The organism is Devosia sp. P3_B2 (assembly GCF_056402875.1).
Map to the genome: position 1 here is coordinate 464,202 of NZ_JBFUGO010000002.1, position 17,845 is coordinate 482,046.

General features: G+C 63.5%; 21 protein-coding genes. 6 read left to right on the top strand and 15 right to left on the bottom strand.

All coding sequences use genetic code 11. The features are described 5' to 3' along the window. Positions 1-12 precede the first annotated feature (12 nt). The 4 genes from AC1DV8_RS05110 to AC1DV8_RS05125 are packed head-to-tail and all read right to left on the bottom strand — an operon-like array spanning position 13 to position 2,181. The gene (locus tag AC1DV8_RS05110; RefSeq protein ID WP_477156706.1) at positions 13-336 is read right to left on the bottom strand and encodes a low molecular weight protein tyrosine phosphatase family protein; all 324 of its coding nucleotides are present in this window, start codon (positions 334-336) and stop codon (positions 13-15) included. Between the two features lies 1 nt (position 337). Next, entirely contained in the window at positions 338-925 is a 588-nt protein-coding gene (locus AC1DV8_RS05115; protein WP_477156707.1) for a hypothetical protein, read from the bottom strand. Between the two features lie 8 nt (positions 926-933). Further along, positions 934-1,275, bottom strand: coding sequence for an MliC family protein (locus AC1DV8_RS05120; protein WP_477148971.1), 342 nt, complete (start codon positions 1,273-1,275; stop codon positions 934-936). 57 nt (positions 1,276-1,332) lie between these two features. Continuing rightward, the gene (locus AC1DV8_RS05125) at positions 1,333-2,181 is read right to left on the bottom strand and encodes an SDR family NAD(P)-dependent oxidoreductase (protein ID WP_477156708.1); all 849 of its coding nucleotides are present in this window, start codon (positions 2,179-2,181) and stop codon (positions 1,333-1,335) included. A 226-nt stretch (positions 2,182-2,407) separates the two neighbouring features. Here AC1DV8_RS05125 and AC1DV8_RS05130 point away from each other — a divergent pair, with 226 nt between their 5' ends. Further along, the gene (locus AC1DV8_RS05130) at positions 2,408-2,953 is read left to right on the top strand and encodes a hypothetical protein (protein WP_477156709.1); all 546 of its coding nucleotides are present in this window, start codon (positions 2,408-2,410) and stop codon (positions 2,951-2,953) included. Next, the gene (locus AC1DV8_RS05135; RefSeq protein ID WP_477156710.1) at positions 2,950-3,288 is read left to right on the top strand and encodes a hypothetical protein; all 339 of its coding nucleotides are present in this window, start codon (positions 2,950-2,952) and stop codon (positions 3,286-3,288) included. Before AC1DV8_RS05130 ends, AC1DV8_RS05135 begins: the two co-directional genes overlap by 4 nt. Before the next feature lie 36 nt (positions 3,289-3,324). Here AC1DV8_RS05135 and ureC read toward each other — a convergent pair whose 3' ends face one another. The 3 genes from ureC to AC1DV8_RS05150 all read right to left on the bottom strand — a co-directional run bounded on the left by ureC (position 3,325) and on the right by AC1DV8_RS05150 (position 5,999). Then, on the bottom strand, positions 3,325-5,034 hold the full coding sequence (gene ureC, locus AC1DV8_RS05140; RefSeq protein ID WP_477156711.1) for an urease subunit alpha: 1,710 nt from the start codon (positions 5,032-5,034) through the stop codon (positions 3,325-3,327). 110 nt (positions 5,035-5,144) lie between these two features. Continuing rightward, positions 5,145-5,498: a NirD/YgiW/YdeI family stress tolerance protein gene (locus AC1DV8_RS05145; RefSeq protein WP_477156712.1), complete on the bottom strand. Its 354-nt coding sequence runs from the start codon at positions 5,496-5,498 to the stop codon at positions 5,145-5,147. 99 nt (positions 5,499-5,597) lie between these two features. Then, positions 5,598-5,999 carry a hypothetical protein gene (locus AC1DV8_RS05150; protein WP_477148977.1) on the bottom strand — a complete coding sequence of 134 codons (402 nt, stop codon included), beginning with the start codon at positions 5,997-5,999 and terminating at the stop codon, positions 5,598-5,600. Positions 6,000-6,130: 131 nt separating this feature from the next. Here AC1DV8_RS05150 and AC1DV8_RS05155 point away from each other — a divergent pair, with 131 nt between their 5' ends. Further along, positions 6,131-6,514: a hypothetical protein gene (locus AC1DV8_RS05155; RefSeq protein ID WP_477156713.1), complete on the top strand. Its 384-nt coding sequence runs from the start codon at positions 6,131-6,133 to the stop codon at positions 6,512-6,514. A 107-nt stretch (positions 6,515-6,621) separates the two neighbouring features. Then, positions 6,622-6,936 carry a hypothetical protein gene (locus tag AC1DV8_RS05160; RefSeq protein WP_477148979.1) on the top strand — a complete coding sequence of 105 codons (315 nt, stop codon included), beginning with the start codon at positions 6,622-6,624 and terminating at the stop codon, positions 6,934-6,936. Between the two features lie 68 nt (positions 6,937-7,004). On the opposite strand, the gene AC1DV8_RS05165 is transcribed toward AC1DV8_RS05160, so the two are convergent. The 8 genes from AC1DV8_RS05165 to urtA all read right to left on the bottom strand — a co-directional run bounded on the left by AC1DV8_RS05165 (position 7,005) and on the right by urtA (position 14,034). Beyond that, positions 7,005-7,316, bottom strand: coding sequence for an urease subunit beta (locus AC1DV8_RS05165; RefSeq protein ID WP_477148980.1), 312 nt, complete (start codon positions 7,314-7,316; stop codon positions 7,005-7,007). Between the two features lie 4 nt (positions 7,317-7,320). Further along, on the bottom strand, positions 7,321-7,623 hold the full coding sequence (locus AC1DV8_RS05170; RefSeq protein ID WP_477148981.1) for an urease subunit gamma: 303 nt from the start codon (positions 7,621-7,623) through the stop codon (positions 7,321-7,323). 8 nt (positions 7,624-7,631) lie between these two features. After that, positions 7,632-8,447, bottom strand: coding sequence for an urease accessory protein UreD (locus AC1DV8_RS05175; protein ID WP_477156714.1), 816 nt, complete (start codon positions 8,445-8,447; stop codon positions 7,632-7,634). Between the two features lie 2 nt (positions 8,448-8,449). Then, positions 8,450-9,154, bottom strand: a complete 705-nt coding sequence (gene urtE, locus AC1DV8_RS05180; RefSeq protein WP_477156715.1) for an urea ABC transporter ATP-binding subunit UrtE — start codon at positions 9,152-9,154, stop codon at positions 8,450-8,452. Beyond that, the gene (gene urtD, locus AC1DV8_RS05185; protein WP_477148984.1) at positions 9,151-9,903 is read right to left on the bottom strand and encodes an urea ABC transporter ATP-binding protein UrtD; all 753 of its coding nucleotides are present in this window, start codon (positions 9,901-9,903) and stop codon (positions 9,151-9,153) included. The genes urtE and urtD overlap by 4 nt, the downstream gene beginning before the upstream one ends. Next, positions 9,900-11,075, bottom strand: a complete 1,176-nt coding sequence (gene urtC, locus AC1DV8_RS05190) for an urea ABC transporter permease subunit UrtC (RefSeq protein WP_477148985.1) — start codon at positions 11,073-11,075, stop codon at positions 9,900-9,902. Before urtC ends, urtD begins: the two co-directional genes overlap by 4 nt. Further along, complete coding sequence (gene urtB / locus AC1DV8_RS05195; RefSeq protein ID WP_477156716.1) at positions 11,072-12,685, bottom strand: urea ABC transporter permease subunit UrtB; 1,614 nt, start codon at positions 12,683-12,685, stop codon at positions 11,072-11,074. Before urtB ends, urtC begins: the two co-directional genes overlap by 4 nt. 83 nt (positions 12,686-12,768) lie before the next feature. Continuing rightward, positions 12,769-14,034: an urea ABC transporter substrate-binding protein gene (urtA, locus tag AC1DV8_RS05200; protein ID WP_477149069.1), complete on the bottom strand. Its 1,266-nt coding sequence runs from the start codon at positions 14,032-14,034 to the stop codon at positions 12,769-12,771. 1,236 nt (positions 14,035-15,270) lie between these two features. Between urtA and AC1DV8_RS05205 the strand changes: the two genes are divergently transcribed. After that, positions 15,271-16,107 carry a hypothetical protein gene (locus tag AC1DV8_RS05205; RefSeq protein ID WP_477156717.1) on the top strand — a complete coding sequence of 279 codons (837 nt, stop codon included), beginning with the start codon at positions 15,271-15,273 and terminating at the stop codon, positions 16,105-16,107. A gap of 240 nt (positions 16,108-16,347) precedes the next feature. Then, positions 16,348-17,832 carry a hypothetical protein gene (locus AC1DV8_RS05210; protein WP_477156718.1) on the top strand — a complete coding sequence of 495 codons (1,485 nt, stop codon included), beginning with the start codon at positions 16,348-16,350 and terminating at the stop codon, positions 17,830-17,832. The last annotated feature ends 13 nt before the right edge of the window (positions 17,833-17,845 follow it).

A 17,845-nucleotide genomic window follows, 5' to 3' on the forward strand; every position in this document is an offset into this window, starting at 1 on the left:
TACCAACGGCCGTCATCGCAAATGCGGTGTCACGCGCGCCTTCAGCAGAGCCACCAGCTCCGGTTGCATGTAGGTGTAGTCATCGGGGATATCGATGCAGATGATCCGCGCCGACCTGATATGCCTGCCAAATTCACGCGATAGCTTTGCCCGGTGGGCGCGCTCCATCACGAAGATGATGTCGACTTCCTCCAGATGCTCTGGCGTCAGGCGCTCTTCGGCGTCTGGAGCGAGGCCGGCGGACGCAGCCTTGATGCCTGGATAGTCGGCAAAGACGCGCTCTGCCGTTGGCGAGCGCAAGCGGTTTCGACTGCAGACAAAGAGAATGCGCTGCACCCTAGACGCGCGCGTCAAAGAGAAACGCGCCCCACCAGAATTGATAGGCGAGGTGGGACAGGACCAGCGCCAAGTGGTAGCGGCGGTTGGTGGTCCAGACCGCGATGGCACAGAGCGCGACGCCGAACGGCACCTGGATCAGGTAACCGATACCGAGGGAGTCGAGATAGGGCTCGCCCTTGATGATGGTGTCGATGATATCGAGGACAAACGTGGCGCCGAACAGCGCGAAGAACCACTTGCGGCGCTTGAGGAAGAAGTCCTCGTATCCATCGTAGTCGGCCAGGCTATCGGGAAAGAGCAGGGCGGCGAGGCCGAACAGCGTAATCGAATAGCCGATCAGGAAGGCGAAGGTGCCGAAAGACCAGACCTTGAGTTCGGCGAGCTCGTACTCCCACCACCAGAACAGGATGAGTTCGATCGAGATCGAGAGCACCCAGAGCAGGTGCACGAGCGACAGCTTGGCGCGTTGCGGGTGCTGGATGATACCCGCGGTGCCCATCAGCAGGCGGGTGAGGCCGAGGCCTACGACCGTCCCCATGACGATGCGCACGTGGATGAACACATCGTGGGCGACGCTGGTGTCCATGGCTCAACTCAGGGGGTGTTGTTGGCTTCCGAGCAGTTCACCGGCGTCTGCGGCTCGGCCATCAGGTCGGTGAGTGTCGCGTCGGTGCCCTTGGTCCAGAACTCATACTGGCCGGACACGTACTTTGCGCCTGAACCGGACATCACGTTGACGAACACCAGGCGCTCGGGCCCGATCGGCACGATGGCCAGGAAGTTCGGCTTGGCGTTGACGAAGTCCACCGAGAAGGGTTCGAGCCCCTCGCACTGATACTCGACGATGTTCCGCTCGAAGCTGCCCTGCAGCGAAAGAACGACCTGCGCGGAAACGTCGACGTTCTGCATCATCGCAGCTGTAGCCAGTTCTTCCATCGGCGATCCCTCCTCGCGAGTCAGAGGAGCGAAGGGTAGCAGAACCGGCCCGTCTGGCTAGGCCGTCTCCAGCGTGTTCGGCCGCGGCTGATACCCGTCGATGTCCGAATAGCCGTACTCGAGGGCAAGATCGGCGCTGGTGAAGACCTTGCCGGATTTGGCCATTAGCTCCGGATCGGCGGCGAGATGCGCCACGGCGCGGCCCTGGAACTCAGGGCTCTCCGAGTTCGACATGTCGAAATACTGGGCGTGCTTCAGTACCTCCTCGGTGCGGACGAGGCCGGGGTAGAGTGCCACGGCCGCCACATCGAACTCGCGCATCTGGTGAGCGACGTCGGCTGCCATCTTGTCCATGGCGGCCTTGGAGACGCCGTAGATGACGTTCTGCATGAACTTCTGCGCCGCCCAGAACGAGATGTTGACGATGAGCCCGGAGCGCTGCCGCGCCATTGCCTCCGTCGCGACCCGGATAGCGCACCAGGAGGAGCGCACACCAACGCCGATCATCGCGTCCCACCGCCACATTGGCTGCTGCCAGATCGGATCGACCCAGGTGAAGCGGTTGTCCTCCTCCATGCGCTCGTAGCCGGGCCAGGCCGAGTTCACGAGGATGTCGAGCCGCCCCTCATCGGCGAGCACGCGCCGCACGACGCCCTCGGTCTCCACGTCATGGGCATGGTCGACCCGATGCGCAACGCAGCAGCCGGGATAGCGGGCAGATTCGTTCAGCACCGCGGCAAGCGAGCCGGCACGATCGAGGCCCTCGGGGTGCTCTCCATCCCGCACGGTCCGGCCCGTTATGTGCACAATGGCACCCGCCTCGAGCAGCCCCAGCGCCACCCCGCGCCCAACACCGCGGCTCGCCCCGGTAACGAGGCACACCTTACCCGTGAGATCGACTGCCATGCTGTCCTCCCCGACTCAACGATGAGAACGTAGCATGAACAAAGATGCGAGGATAAGTAGCCGCTAGAACAAGAAATACCGCTGCGCCACCGGCAGGACCGCGGCCGGTTCGCAGGTCAGCAACTCCCTATTTGCGTGCGCTGTGCCGGCCGCATCTCCGGTTTGCCACTCGAGGGAAGACATTCGCATTGTTCCTAAGCTGATTGCCGCCTGGGGATGCGTACTATTGCGCTATCGCGGAGGAATAAGAAGCGTGGTTTGGCCAGGTGGACGTGCAGTTGCTACCGTCGAGCAGTATTCCGAGGGCGTCGTCCGAAATGCCCTCCGGGCGAACGGGTTCGAGGTCGACGGAGACCAATGTTCGGACTTTCATGAGTTGCTGACGGGCGTGGTTCGTCACGTCGGTTCGCACTATACCCAGATCATCGTTCAGATACTGAACGATCCTGGCGATGATCATTCTGCTCCTGATCTGGTTTCCTGGTGCGTAGAGGAAATAGCCAGAATATTCTCTTACGCACTACAGAAGATGCAGGCGCGGTTAGTCGATGCGTTCTCCATCTCCATCAGTTGGACGCGACCAATTCGGTGCGCCGAGGCCATGAGCGGCGCCGCATGGCTCGAGGAGGTCTGCGTCGAGGCGGTTACACAGCGGCGCGCGATGCAGGCGCTGCCGGTCAGGTCCTCAAAGATCGAGCGGAACAAGAGGCGCCGGAAGTGGTCGCCGGCAGAGGTGGATGTCGTCGCCGTGCTCAGGACCTACTTCCGATGAACGACGGTGATAAGGAGTCGATCAAGGAACTATTGGCGATCTTCAGGACGCTGATGGCGACCGCGGTTTCAATCCTCTTGGTTGCCACCAATCTACGGTTTAGCGGCTTGCTGGTGCCTGCAAGGCCTGAGCTCTTCATGGCCTCCGTCATCACTCTGCTGGTGGCCTGCGTCAGCTGCCTTGCGATGTTTTTTATCGTTGTCCCAATGATTTACCACCAACAGGCAGACATAATCTACAGGGGCAGCGTGGTCACCGTGGGCGTCGTGGCGATCACGACGTTCGTGGCCTCGGTTGTGCTCCTGATCCTGTCGCAAGGTTGGCAGGCGGGCTAGATCGGCGCGCGCTCACGGCGGCGCAGCGCCCCGCCGCTAGAACAGGAAATACCGCTGTGCCATCGGCAACACCGTGGCCGGCTCGCAGGTCAGCAACTCGCCATCCGCCCGCACCTCGTAGGTCTCGGGGTCCACGTCGATATGTGGCGTGGCGGAGTTGTGGATCATCGACGCCTTGCTGATGCCGCCGCGGGTGTTCTCGACCGGCAGCATGCCTTTGGCGACGCCGAGGGTCGCCTGCAGGTTGGTGTCGTAGGCGGCCTGGCTGATGAAGGTGACCGAGGAGTTGGTGCGGAGCTTGCCGTAGGCGCCGAACATCGGGCGGTAGTGCATGGGCTGCGGGGTGGGGATCGAGGCGTTGGGGTCGCCCATCGGGGCGGCGGCGATCGAGCCGCCCATGATCACCATCTCGGGCTTCACGCCGAAGAAGGCGGGCGACCACATCACGAGGTCGGCGCGCTTGCCCACTTCGACCGAGCCGATGTGCCGGCTCAAGCCCTGCGCGATGGCCGGGTTGATGGTGTACTTGGCGATGAAGCGCTTCACCCGGAAATTGTCGTTGTCGCCGGTTTCCTCGGGCAGGCGGCCGCGCTGGCGCTTCATCTTGTCGGCGGTTTGCCAGGTGCGGATGATCACCTCGCCGACGCGGCCCATGGCCTGGCTGTCGGACGAGATCATCGAGAACGCGCCGATATCGTGGAGGATATCCTCCGCCGCGATGGTTTCCTTGCGGATGCGGCTCTCGGCGAAGGCCACGTCCTCGGCGATCGACGGCGACAGATGATGGCAGACCATCAGCATGTCGAGGTGCTCGGCCAGCGTGTTCACCGTGTAGGGCCGGGTCGGGTTGGTTGAGGAGGGGAGCACGTTGGGGAGGCTCGCCACCTTGATGATATCGGGGGCGTGGCCGCCGCCGGCACCTTCGGTGTGGAAGGCGTGGATGGTGCGGCCCTTGAAGGCGCGCACCGTGTCCTCGACGAAGCCGCTCTCGTTCAGCGTGTCGGTGTGGATCATCACCTGCACGTCATAGGCGTCGGCGACAGCGAGGCAATTGTCGATGGTGGCGGGGGTGGTGCCCCAGTCCTCGTGCAGCTTCAGCGACGATGCGCCCGCGAGGATCATCTCCTCGAGCGGGGCGGGGAGCGAGGCGTTGCCCTTGCCGGCGAGGCCGAGGTTCATCGGGAAGGCGTCAAAGCTCTCGATCATCCGGTGGATGTGCCAGGCGCCGGTGCAGGTGGTGGCGAGCGTGCCGTGCGCCGGGCCGGTGCCGCCGCCGATCATGGTGGTGATGCCCGACATCAGAGCTTCTTCGATCTGCTGCGGCGCAATGAAATGGATATGCGTATCCATGCCGCCGGCGGTGATGATGCGGCCTTCCGAGGCGATCACTTCGGTCGAGGGCCCGATGATGATGTCGACGTTCGGCTGGGTGTCGGGGTTGCCGGCCTTGCCGATGGCGTGGATCTTGCCGTCGCGCAGCCCGATATCGGCCTTGTAGATGCCGGTATGGTCGATGATCAGCGCGTTGGTGATCACCGTGTCGACGGCGCCGGCCGCCCGGGTGATCTGGCTCTGGCCCATGCCGTCGCGAATCACCTTGCCGCCGCCGAACTTCACCTCCTCGCCGTAGGTGGTGAGGTCCTTCTCCACCTCGATGAAGAGCTCCGTGTCGGCCAGCCGCACCCGGTCGCCAGTGGTCGGCCCGTACATCTGGGCATAGGTAGAGCGAGAGATGCGAGCGGGCATGATGGTCCTTCCGGGCGACGCGTACGGCGCCATTTCAACCGCCTAAGATTGAGGCTGTCCAGCGATTTGGCGCGAAATTACGCAGATAGGCGCGGGGTGGCGGGGAAGTGCTACTCGAGCACCACGATCCGTTCGGCCTCGACCCGTCTGGCACGCAGCAGGCTGCGCTCGACCTCGCCGGTGACCTGGACCGATGTGTGCGGCTCGATCAATCGGTTGCGCCACAGCCGGCGGTCGACTTCGACCAGGATTTCACCGGTTTCATCGCGGAAGCGATAGACGTCGTCGCGATAGCGCTGGACGAAATTGCCGGTGAGGATCACCCGGGTGCCGGGCCGGATTTCGGCCACCTGCGCGACGGTAACCTTGCCCCCGATATGGGGCGAGCCGGGGCCAACGAACTGCGCCGATGCGGGGATCGGCGCCGACAACGCCAGGATCAGGACGAGCACGAATTTCCACATGCAGCCGCCTCCGATGAAGCCTCCAAACCTGTCAGCGAATGCCTCAAGAAAGCGGAAGCCCGATAGGACGCTATTGCATTGAAGTCGAGTACGTTTGGCTCAATTCAACTTCGGATCGGCAGCCTTGGCCTTGCGATAGGCGGCGATGAGGAAGCCGAGGATTTCGTCGAGCAGGCTGTCGCCGGCGCGGACATCAACATCGTTCTGGGTGCGGGCGATCAGCGAGATGGCGAGCACCTGGATGGCGTAGGCGTGCTTGGCCTTACCCTCCTTGTGGAAGTCGTTGCCCTGCTGCTGGAAATCGCTCAGCAGCTTGGCATAGACCGGCGGCGTCATGTTGGCCTTGTAGGCGGCCCAGCTGGGCTGCCTGGCGCGGTCGACGAGGCGTGCGGCGAGGCTGCCGATCAGGAACATCGCCTCGGGGTCCTTGCCTCCATTGCCGCGCAGATCCTGCAGCACGGCCACGAACCGGTCTTTGAAGTCTTCTTCCTTGGTGGCCATCGTCGTCCTGCCCATTGAAACCGGCGCATCCCTAACCGAAATCTTCTGCGATTGCCAAAGCTGTGTGCGGTTCGGCCGGGATTTCGCCACAGCCCGATATTCTAATCCGCGCCAGTCATTTGGAGGCTCACATGAAATCGAGATTCGCCGCCGCGCTCGCCGCAACTTTGCTGATGGCGGCGCCGCAGTTCGCCCATGCGCAGTTCATGGACATCAACGCGATCATTGCCGGCATTGGCAGCTCGGAGTTCCTGCGCGATGCGGAACATGCCAGCGATGCGGCGGGCCTTCGCGTCGTTCGGCTCTCGACCCTCGCTGGCTCCGAACAGGCGGCGTCGCGGCTCTACGCGGCGATCGATCTCAAGGAGCGCGACGTGCACTACTTGCAGGGCAACCTCATAATCAACCCCATGGCAATGAGCGCGATCCGAAATTCCGGCGTCACGCTCGACCAGATCGTCTCACTAGATGTGTCGGGCGACGGCGGCGGCGTGCTTTACGCGAACGACCTTTAGCGAGACAATTACGCGCAGGTCGCGCAAAATACTGTGAACGGGCAGGAGGAAACCTCTGCCCGTCTGGGGCGTATCCCCATTGTGTTTAACGACAATGGAGATGGACGATGTTTGATCTCAAGGTAATTGCCCTCGCAACGGCGCTCGCTCTCTCGACCGCGAATTTGGCGATTGGTGCTGAAAGTGCCGTTGACGCGCTGACTTCAGCTAGCCACGTGAGCTTCCAGACTGTCTCCAGCCCTTCGGAGATCGTAACGAGCGCCGATAGTGACGGCGCAGTGGATCTCGAGGCGCTGAAGGCGCTCATCCAGCAGAAGCCGGAGTTGCTGGCGCAGCTCGAGAGCTATGGCGCGACGATCGATGACGTGGTCGGCCTCACCGCTACGGACGAGACCGACGTGACGATCTACGTGCTGGGCTAACGGCCGTCGATTATCGACTGGAGCGGAAAGGGCGAGGCTCGAAGGCCCGCCCTTATGCTATCCGCGGGCTAGAGCTTGCCCATGATCTTCTGCTGGAAGCCGTACACGGTCCGGCTTCCCGACAGCGGCACCAACCGAACTTCGCGCGCCTGGCCCGGTTCGAACCGCACGGCGGTGCCGGCGGCGATATCGAGCCGCATGCCGCGAGCCTGCTCGCGATCGAAGCGCAGGCCGGCATTGGTTTCATAGAAGTGGTAGTGCGAGCCGACCTGGATCGGGCGGTCGCCGGTATTGGCGACCTCGATCGTCACCTGCGGGGCGCCGACGTTCAGCTCGATGTCGCCGGGGACGGTGTAGATTTCGCCTGGAATGAGGGCCATCGGCTCACCTGATCGGTTCGTGGACGGTGACGAGCTTGGTGCCGTCGGGGAAAGTGGCTTCGACCTGCACGTCGTGGATCATCTCGGCGATGCCCTCCATCACCTGGGCGCGGCTCACCACGTGTGCGCCGGCTTCCATCAGGTCGGCGACCGAACGTCCGTCGCGGGCGCCTTCGACGACGTAATCGGTGATCAGCGCGATGGCCTCGGGATGGTTCAGCTTCACGCCGCGCTCGAGGCGGCGGCGCGCCACCATGGCGGCCATGGAGATGAGGAGCTTGTCTTTCTCGCGGGGCGTCAGGTTCATCAGTTGTCCTAGAGATGCCAGAGGCGCGGCAAAGCGCCGGCGCCGGAGAGTTGGGCGATAATTGGCGTGATGATCTTGCGAAGCGCAAGCCCGGATGCAGCGATGGCGCGCACGACCAGCCGTTCGCCGAGGACGCTGGCGCCGGATTGCCCGCTAAGCAGCGCTCTCGTCGGTTCGAGCTTTCGCTCCGCATCAGCGCCGACGTAGAGCAGGGTGGCGAAGGCGCCGGCTCCGGCGAGCAGCGACAGGCCGTCCCGCTCCAGCGGATCGGCGCTCAGCCGCGTCGCTTCGGCATGGATGAGCCGGCCGCCGCGGCGGATGCGCCAGTTATCGCGGAGCTGTGCGCCGCGGGCGGCTTCGCCCATGGCCTCGCGGCCGAGGATGATGGCCTCGATGGCGAAGAAGCTGGCGTCCGGGGCGAGATCGACCTCGAGGCTGCGGTTCAGCCGGCCGCCCTCGTAGAGGATGGTCTCCTGCGGCAGCCAGTCGAGACGCGCGCCGGCCCCGACCTCCAGCCGCGTCCGCACATGTGCATCGTCGCCGAGCGAGCGATAGACGCGTTCGCAGGCCTGTGTTGTGAGCACTAGCTTCGCCCCGGGCGCCGCCTTCGCCTCCCATGCAACGTCGTCGCCACCGGTCAGCCCGCCTGCGGTGTTGATCAGCACCGCCTGGAGGCTCGAGTCATGCGTATGCGGCAGCCGGATCTTGGCGCAGCCTTCCTGGAACAGCGTGGTCAGCCGGGTACGGCCATCCAGCACCTGCGTCGCGACACGGCCGACGCCGCGAGCGCGCTGGTGGCGCGGCAGGGCTTCAACTGCCGACACGCCTACACCATCAAATGGCGGCGTACCTCGGGAAGGTCGAGGTCGGCGGCCGGGCCGGAATGCATGATTTCACCGCGATCCATGATGTAGATGTCGTCGGCGATTTCCCGGCAGAAGTCCAGATACTGCTCCACCAGCAGGATGGTCATGCCCTTCTGGTCGCGCAGGAACTGCAGCGCGCGGCCGATATCCTTGATGATCGAGGGCTGGATACCCTCCGTTGGTTCGTCCAGCACGAGAACCTTTGGCCGCGTCACAAGCGCCCGGCCGATCGCCAGCTGTTGCTGCTGGCCGCCGCTGAGGTCGCCGCCGCGCCGGCCGAGCATCGATTTGAGGATTGGGAACAGCTCGAAGATGTAATCCGGGATATTGCGGTCCGCCGCTTTCAGCGGCGCGTAGCCGGTCTCGAGATTTTCCTTCACCGTCAGCAGCGCGAAGATCTCGCGGCCCTGCGGAACATAGCCAATGCCGAGCCGAGCCCGCTTGTAGGGCGGCGCCTTCTTCAACACCTCTTCGTTGAAGACGATCTCGCCCGACGACACATTGTTGATGCCGGTAACCGCCCGCAACGTCGACGATTTGCCCACTCCATTCCGCCCCAGCACGGCGGTGATCTTGCCGGGTTTGGCATCGATGGTGATGCCACGCAGCGCCTGCGCCGCGCCGTAGTGGAGGTCGATGGCTTTGATCGAGAGAGCGGTGCTCATCGGCCCAAATACCTTTCGATGACGATCGGGTTGGCGCTGACCTGGTCCAGCGTGCCTTCGGCCAGTACCGAGCCTTCGGCGAGGCAGGTGACGCGGGTGCCGAGTTCGCGGACGAAGCTCATGTCGTGTTCGACGACAACCACCGAGCGGGTCTTGGCGATATCCTTGAGCAGCTTGGCCGTCTCGACCGTTTCGGCGTCGGTCATGCCGGCGACGGGTTCGTCGACCAGCAGGAGTTTCGGGTCCTGGGCCAGCAGCATGCCGATCTCCAGCCACTGCTTCTGGCCGTGGCTGAGGTCGGCGGCGAGTTCGTCCTTCCGGGCGGTGAGACGTACGGTTTCGAGGATTTCCTCGATGCGAGCCTTGTCGGCGGCGCTCTCGGAATAGAGCAGGGCCGAGAGCACGCCGCGCGGCTTTTTCAGTGCCAGCACCAGGTTGTCCCAGATGGTGTGGCTCTCGAACACCGTGGGCTTCTGGAACTTGCGGCCGATGCCGAGATTGGCGATCTGCGCCTCGTCGAGCTTGGTGAGGTCGGTACGGCCGTCGAAATAGACCTCGCCGTCGTCGGGGCGGGTCTTGCCGGTGATGATGTCCATCATGGTGGTCTTGCCGGCGCCGTTCGGGCCGATGATCGCCAGCATCTCGCCGGGGTGGACGATAATGGAGAGATGGTTCAGCGCCTTGAAGCCGTCGAACGAGACGGAGACGCCGTTGAGATAGAGCATGGTGCCGGAGCTGTCGTGGGTCATTCGGCGGGTTCCGGCGCGGTCTTGGTCTGGGGCAGGGTGGATGGGTCCTCGCCGGCTTCGGCGGCGGAGCTCGCTTCCTTGCCCTTGCGGGTGCGCAACTTCTGGAACAGCCCGACGATGCCCTTGGGCATGAACAGGGTGACGAAGATGAACAGGCCGCCGAGGCAATAGAGCCACCAGTCGGGGAAGGCGCCGGTGAAGATCGACTTGCCGGCATTGACCAGCACGGCGCCGATGATCGGCCCGATGATCGTCCCGCGCCCGCCGACCGCGACCCAGATGACCGCTTCGATCGAGTTGGCAGGGTCGAACTCGCCCGGGTTGATGATGCCGACCTGCGGCGTGTAGAGCGCGCCGGCAATCCCGGCGAGAACGGCCGATACCACAAAGGCGAACAGCTTCACGTTCTCCGGCCGCCAGCCGAGGAAGCGGGTGCGGCTTTCGGCATCGCGCACCGCCACCATGACCTTGCCGAGCTTCGAGTTGACGATGGCCGAGCAGATGATCACCGCCAGGGCGAGCGCAAAGGCGGACGCGGCGAACAGCGCGGCTCGAGTGGTCGCCGCCTGCACGTTGAAGCCGAGAATGTCCTTGAAGTCGGTGAGCCCGTTATTGCCGCCGAGCCCGAGGTCGTTGCGGAAGAACGCCAGCAGCAGGGCGTAGGTCATCGCCTGGGTGATGATCGACAGGTAGACGCCCGTCACGCGGCTGCGGAAGGCGAACCAGCCGAAGGCGAAGGCGAGCAGCCCCGGCACGAACAGCACCATCAGGAAGGCGAACCACCACAGGTCGAACCCGTGCCAGAACCACGGCAGGTCGTGATAGTTCAGGAACACCATGAAGTCGGGCAGGATCGGGTTGGCATAGACACCGCGCGCGCCGATCTGGCGCATCAGGTACATGCCCATGGCATAGGCGCCGAGCGCGAAGAACGCCGCGTGGCCGAGCGAGAGAATGCCGCAATAGCCCCAGACCAGGTCGAGCGCCAAGGCCAGCATGGCGTAGTTCAGGTACTTGCCGAACAGCGGCACGGCGTAGTTCGGCAGGTGGAGCGGGTTGCCCTCGGGAATGACGAGGTTGGCGACCGGAATCGCGATGGCGATGAAGACAAGCGCTGCGACGAGCCAGATGGCCTTCCTGTCGAGGGCCCGGAACAGCATTTGCGTGATCATGATTCAATCGCCCGGCCCTTGAGGGCGAACAGGCCGCGCGGGCGGCGCTGGATGAACAGGATAATGAGGATGAGGATGGCGATCTTCGCCAGCACCGCTCCCGCATAAGGCTCAAGGAACTTGTTGGCGACGCCCAGCGACACCGCGCCGATCAGCGTGCCCCACAGGTTCCCCACGCCGCCGAACACCACCACCATGAAGCTGTCGATGATGTAGCCCTGGCCGAGGTTCGGCGAGACGTTGTCGATCTGGCTCAGCGCGACGCCGGCCATGCCGGCAATGCCCGAGCCGAGCCCGAAGGTCATGGCGTCGACGAACGGGGTGCGGATGCCCATGGCCGAGGCCATGCGCCGGTTCTGCGTCACGGCCCGCATCTGGAGGCCCAGCGGCGTGCGGTTGAGGATGATCTGCAGGGCGATGAACACCGCGATGGCGAAGGCGATGATCCAGAGCCGATTCCAGGTAAAGCTCAGGTTCCACAGATCGAACGTGCCGCTCATCCAGTTGGGCGGCTGCACCAGCTTGTTGGTCGGCCCGAAGATCGAGCGCACCAGCTGCTGCAGCACCAGCGACAGCCCCCAGGTGGCGAGCAGCGTCTCGAGCGGGCGGCCGTAAAGCCAGCGGATGATGCCGCGCTCGATGCCGACGCCGACCAGCGCGGTGAACAGGAACGCTGCGGGCACCGCGAAGGCGAGGGAGTACTCCATCAGCCCCGGCGCCACCTGCTGGATCACCAGCTGCGTGACGTAGGTGACGTAGGCGCCCAGCATCACCATCTCGCCATGCGCCATGTTGATGACGCCCATCACGCCGAAGGTGATGGCAAGGCCGATTGCGGCGAGCAGCAGCACCGAGCTCAGCGAGATGCCATAGAGGAGGTTCTGACCCACATCCCACACGGCGAGCGTCCGGCCGATCGAGTCAATGCCGGCCTGGATGGTCGGCTTCAGCTCGTCCGGAGCCGCGGCCAGCGAGTTGACCAACACGTTCTGCGCGGCGCGATCGTTGTGCGAAATCACCGTCTCGACGGCGGCGCGCTTGTCTTCCAGCGCCCCCTCGGTCTTCAGCACGATGACGGCGCGCGCCAGCTCCATCGTGCTCTTGATGCCGGGGTCGGTTTCCGCCGCGAGCGCCTGGTCGAGCAGTTCCAGCATCGCCGGGTCGGCGTTCTTCAGGATGCTCTGCGCCGCCGACAGCCGGGTCGGCTGATCCGGACTCAGCAGCGTCATCTTGCCGATGGCGGTGCGGATCTTGCCGCGGAGGCCATTGTTGGTCTTGATCTTATCGAGGTCCCCACTCGGCACCGTGCCGAGGTCCGTGCCGTCGACCGGGTCAACCAGCGCGAAGTCGCCGCCGGCCTTCGTGGCGATCACCACCTTCTGGTCGGACTCGCGGATGTAGAGATTGCCGTCGCTCAGCGCCTGCAGCACCGGCGGCACGCGTTCGTCGCCGGTCGCGACAAGAACGTCCATGGCCTTGGTGCGATCGGCGAAGCTCCCGGGGCCGAGCGCATTGATCTGCGCGGCAAAGTCGTCCTGCGCCAGGGCGGGCAGGGGGGCGAAAGCTACAGCGATCAGGAAGGCTATCAGAGTGAGAATTCGGGTGGCCATCGTGGTCGCTCTATCGCCAGAGTAGAGGGGCGTAACGAGTTGGGTGGSGRCSGCGGGGAGCCGCCGTCGCCGGGAGGTGCGGATTACATCGCTGCCGGAGCAGCGCCGCAGGTCTTGGTAGCGGTGTCGAAGTGGCCGCAACCGGTCAGAGGATCGGTCCAGTCGGCTTCGATGCCCTTGTCTTCCGGCAGCACGTCCGACCAGGCGTCGCCCGGGACGTCGCCTTCGGTCTGCCACACGGTTTCGAACTGGCCGTCAGCCTGGATTTCGCCGATCAGCACCGGCTTGGTCAGGTGGTGGTTCGGCAGGACCTTGGCAGTGCCGCCGGTGAGGTTCGGCACTTCGAGCCCGACGATGGCCTTGAGGACCGCGTCGGTGTCGGTGGTACCGGCCTTTTCGACCGCCTGGACCCAGAGGTTGAAGCCGAGATAGGCCGCTTCCATCGGATCGTTCGTGGTGCGCTTGTCGTTGCCGATATAGGCGTGCCAGTTCTTGATGAACTCGGCATTGGCGTCGTTCTCCACCGACTGGAAGTAGTTCCAGGCGGCGAGGTGGCCGACGAGAGCCGAAGTGTCCATGCCGGCGAGCTCTTCTTCACCGACCGAGAAGGCGACGACCGGGATGTCCTCGGCCGAGATGCCCTGGTTGCCCAGTTCCTTGTAGAACGGTACGTTGGCGTCGCCGTTGATGGTCGAAACCACGGCGGTCTTCTTGCCGGCCGAGCCAAATTCCTTGATCGAGGCGACTTCGGTCTGCCAGTCGGAGAACCCGAACGGGGTGTAGTTGATCTTGATGTCTTCCGCGGCCACGCCCTTGTCCTTGAGGTACTGCTCGAGGATCTTGTTGGTGGTGCGCGGGTAGACGTAGTCGGTGGCTTCGAGGACCCAGCGCTTCACCGAACCGCCTTCTTCGCTCATCAGGTAGTCGACGGCGGGAATGGCCTGCTGGTTCGGGGCGGCGCCCGTGTAGATCACGTTCTTCTCGGACTCTTCGCCCTCGTACTGCACGGGGTAGAAGAGGATCGAGTTCAGTTCCTTGAACACCGGCAGGACCGACTTGCGCGACGACGAGGTCCAGCAGCCGAACACGGCGGCGACCTTATCGACGGCGATCAGCTCGCGGGCCTTTTCGGCAAAGAGCGGCCAGTCGGAGGCCGGATCGACCACGACCGGCTCGAGCTTCTTGCCGAGGAGGCCGCCCTTCTTGTTTTGCTCGTCGATGAGGAAGAGCATCGTGTCCTTCAGGGTGGTCTCCGAGATGGCCATCGTGCCCGACAGCGAGTGGAGAACGCCCACCTTGATGGTGTCCTCAGCATAAGCAGCTAAGGGCGCGAGCGCCCCGGCAGTCATCGCGACCCCCAGGCCGATCCCGGCCATCATGCGATTGATACCTGTCATACTTACCTCCGACAGTTTGGTTGTTTGCACCGGGGAGGAAGTTGCAATCGCCGTGCCAGCAGTGAAAATCGCAGGTAAGCCGCTGACTCTGCTGGGATCTTGCGAGCGCCGCCGCGTCTGCCCGAGCCGGTCGTTGCATAATGGCTGCGTCTGGCTGCCGGTTCTCTGAGCAGCCAAATTAGTGTCTGCTTAAGATTTGAGCAGCCCGGAGGGCGGCGTCAGAACTGACCGGTGCATCTTGTAGCCACCTCGATGCATCCTGGGATGACCGCGCTTTGCAGTCTTGCTAAAAAACCTCCACCGGAAGTTTCGCTTCCGGCAGAGGTTGTTTGCACCACACCCTCGGCCCCGCGTCGGCAACGGCGCGGGGTTTTGCGCTCCGGCGAGTGCTTCTTCGCCAATCGCCACTTTAGCCCGCAACCATTCCGCCCGCCTGCCGTTACCCGAACGAGCCGCCGGTACTTGCCGGTGGGTAGAGATATCGGCCGATGCGGTGAGGGCTGACGCTCCCTTGTCGTTGACGCCGGTGGGGCGCGAAGCTTCGGCTTCGCGCCTTCTTTCTGCCTCCATCCGTGGGCGAACTCGCAAATCTACGCATTTGTTGGAGGGTGGTGCGGTGGTGACCCGTAGTCGCTCATCAACGGCGCGTTGGGCATGGACGCAGTTGCTCGCGGAGCAGGGCTTCGCGGCAATTTACCTGAGCCTGGTCGAGTAAATGTCGGGGCGACTCGGCCGCGTTCATAAGTGCTGAAAACCTGTCAGCGGTCTGTCATCTTCCGATAGTACCCGCTTTACTGGAGTTGCTCGCCGCCAGAAGTAAATAGTGCCACCGGCGGGCTGTGGCCGGCGCCATGGGATTCCGGCCTTCCCGTCGCCTGGGCCCAGAGCAGGTCGTCTCAAACATGTATCTGGAGGTAAGTGATGACCAGTATCCACGCCCGCGATGCCCGGCGACAATTCGCATTGAACTCAAGGTTCAACCTAATTGTCGATATCCTACGCGTTAGTACGCAAAGCGGTACGCAAAATGTATTGGTAAGTGCGAGTGCGTATTTTGAGCAATTGCTTGAATATCGGAATGAATCACACAACCAAGGTCAAGTTGACGGCCTTTCGAGCGGAACTTAGCCATGTCCACATACGTGTCTATTCGTCGGCAGAATGGCGGCGGATGTCAGGGAGTATGTCATGAGAAGCAATGTTGTTGCGGCCTTGGCGACGTTCACAGTCGTCGTCGGGATGAGCGCTGCGCCCGTTAGCGCGGCCGGACTGCTCGGTGGGGTTGTCGACACCGTCACCGACACTGTTACCGATACGGTAGACACTGTTACCGACACGGTCGACGAAGTAACCGGTGGCGGCGGCGGTGGCGGCGGCACCAATGTTGGCGGGCTGGTGTCGCTGAACGACCAAGGCAACAATGCCTTGGTCAACCTCGATGTGGGGGGCGGCAACAATGTCCTCAACGCGGCGGTCGGCAACGGCAACAAGCCGCTCGTCAATGCCAATGTCTCGACCAACGGGCTGCTGAAGAACACGACGGTTTCGCTCGACCTTGCCGGTCTCGAGCTCGAACTCGGCGTCAACCTGGAGCTGCTTGAGGTCATCGGCGGTGGCGGTGGCGGTGGCGGCAACGGTAATGGCAATGGCGGCGGCAACGGTGCGGGCGGCAATGGTAACCGCATCCTGGTCGGCAGCCTCGGTGGCGAGAACTTCGTGATCAACTGCGCCGTCAACAATACGCGGCAGCTGCTGCAGATCGCGGCGGCCGGCAAGCTCAGCGGTGCCGAGATCAAGGCATGGATGCGCGCCGCCAATGTTCAGGTGGTCCCGATCAAGCTTTGCCCGGCGGCCAAGAAGCAGGTCGCGCAGATCCTCGCCAAGAGCAAGAAGATCAACCTGCTGCGTCGGGCCGTGATGTCCGATGCGCTGATCACCGCATCGCTCGGTCGCACACGCTACGACGCCGGGGACGTGATCGCCGTACAGCGCAAGGGCGGTCAGCTGGTGGTCTACGTGTACTGATCTCCTCTCGGTCGTGGCCTAGAGAATGGCGCGGAGCTCTCTCCGCGCCATTTTTCATTCGCGTAAGTAAATGGATACGTCGATATAAGTGAAAACGTGTAGTTGTTCAAAATGAGTCGTTCTCATTAGAAATGCGATAACTAAATTGACGGCGACAAACCTTGCGAAAGCTTAACTGACAGCGTCCTGTCAGCTTGACGTATCTAAGTTCAGCTCAGTTGCGAACTGGGAGATACAGTCATGAAAAGCAGCGCGATTGCACTATTGGCAGCAGTTGTACTAGTTGCGGGCACCAACGTGGCCCCGGTACAGGCCGCTGGCCTTCTCGGTGGGATACTTAGTGGCGACAGCGACTCCGACGTCAGCGTCGGCGGCCTCGTCGACGTCAACACCGGGGGCGCCAGCGATGACTCGCTGGTCAATGTTGGCCTTGGCGCCGACAGCGACACCAACCTTGAAATCAACCTTGGCGGCGACGACGACGATGACGACGATGGCCTGCTTGGCGGCGTCGGCGGCTTGGTGGACATCGGCGGCGATGACGATGGCAGCGTGCTCGATGTCGATCTGGGCGGCGAGGACGACGACGACAATAACAGCCTGCTGAACCTCGACCTGGGCGGCAACGACGGCGATGGACTGCTCGGCAACCTTGGTCTCGGTGGCGACGGCGATGGCCTGCTCGGGGACCTCGATCTCGATTTGGGCGGCGATGACGGCGTGCTCGGCAACCTGGATATCGGCGACGTCGATCTCGACGACCTCGACCTTGATCTGGGTGGTGACGACGGCCTGCTCGGTGATCTGAATCTCGACGGCGTGGACCTCGATGGCCTCGATCTGGACGATATCGACGTCGGCCTGGGCGACGATCTGCTCGGTGGCATCGACCTGGACAATCTTGATGTTGGTCTCGGCGACGTAGATCTGGGCGGCGAAGACGGCGTGCTTGGCGGTGGCCTTGGCCTCGGCAACCTGGCCGATCTGGGTGGGGTGGGTGATCTCGGTGGTCTGGACGACCTCGGCGTCGGCGACCTGGGCCTCGGCGATGTCGGTGTAGGCGACCTCGGCCTGGGCGACGTCGGTCTGGGCGGCGTCGGGCTTGGCGATGACCTGCTCGACCTGGGTGATCTGGGTCTCGGCGACCTGGGTCTCGGCGGCTTGGGCGACCTCGGGCTGGGTGGTCTAGATCTCAGCAACCTGGTCGGCGATCTCGGCCTGGGCGATCTGCTCAACCTGAGCGACATCCTTGGCGACCTCAACATCGACCTCGGCACCATTGGCGGTGGCGGCAACGGCAACGGCAATGGCAATGGCGGCAACGGTAACGGCGGGAATGGCGGGAACGGTGGAAACGGTGGCAACGGCGGCGGTGGAACGATCGTCCGCGTAGCCAGCAACGGCGGCGCCGGCGGCTTCATCAACAGCCAGGCTTGCTCGATCCAGGAAGGCCGTCAGGCCGTATCTCTGGCATCCAACATGCAGCTCAACCGCGCCCTGTTCGAGCGGGTGGGCACCGTCAAGGTCGTGCCGGTCCAGCTGTGCGGGCCGACACGCGCCAAGATCGCAGAGCTGTTCGGCAAGAGCAGCAAGGTCCAGCTGCTGCAGCGCGCGGTGAGCGGCAACGCCAGCCTCTCAGCTCGCATCAGCGGTTCGGGCTATAGCGCCGGCGACGTCTTCGCAGTGTCGCGCAGCGGCGGTCAGTTGACGGTGTACGTGTTCTGATCTGACCCCACGA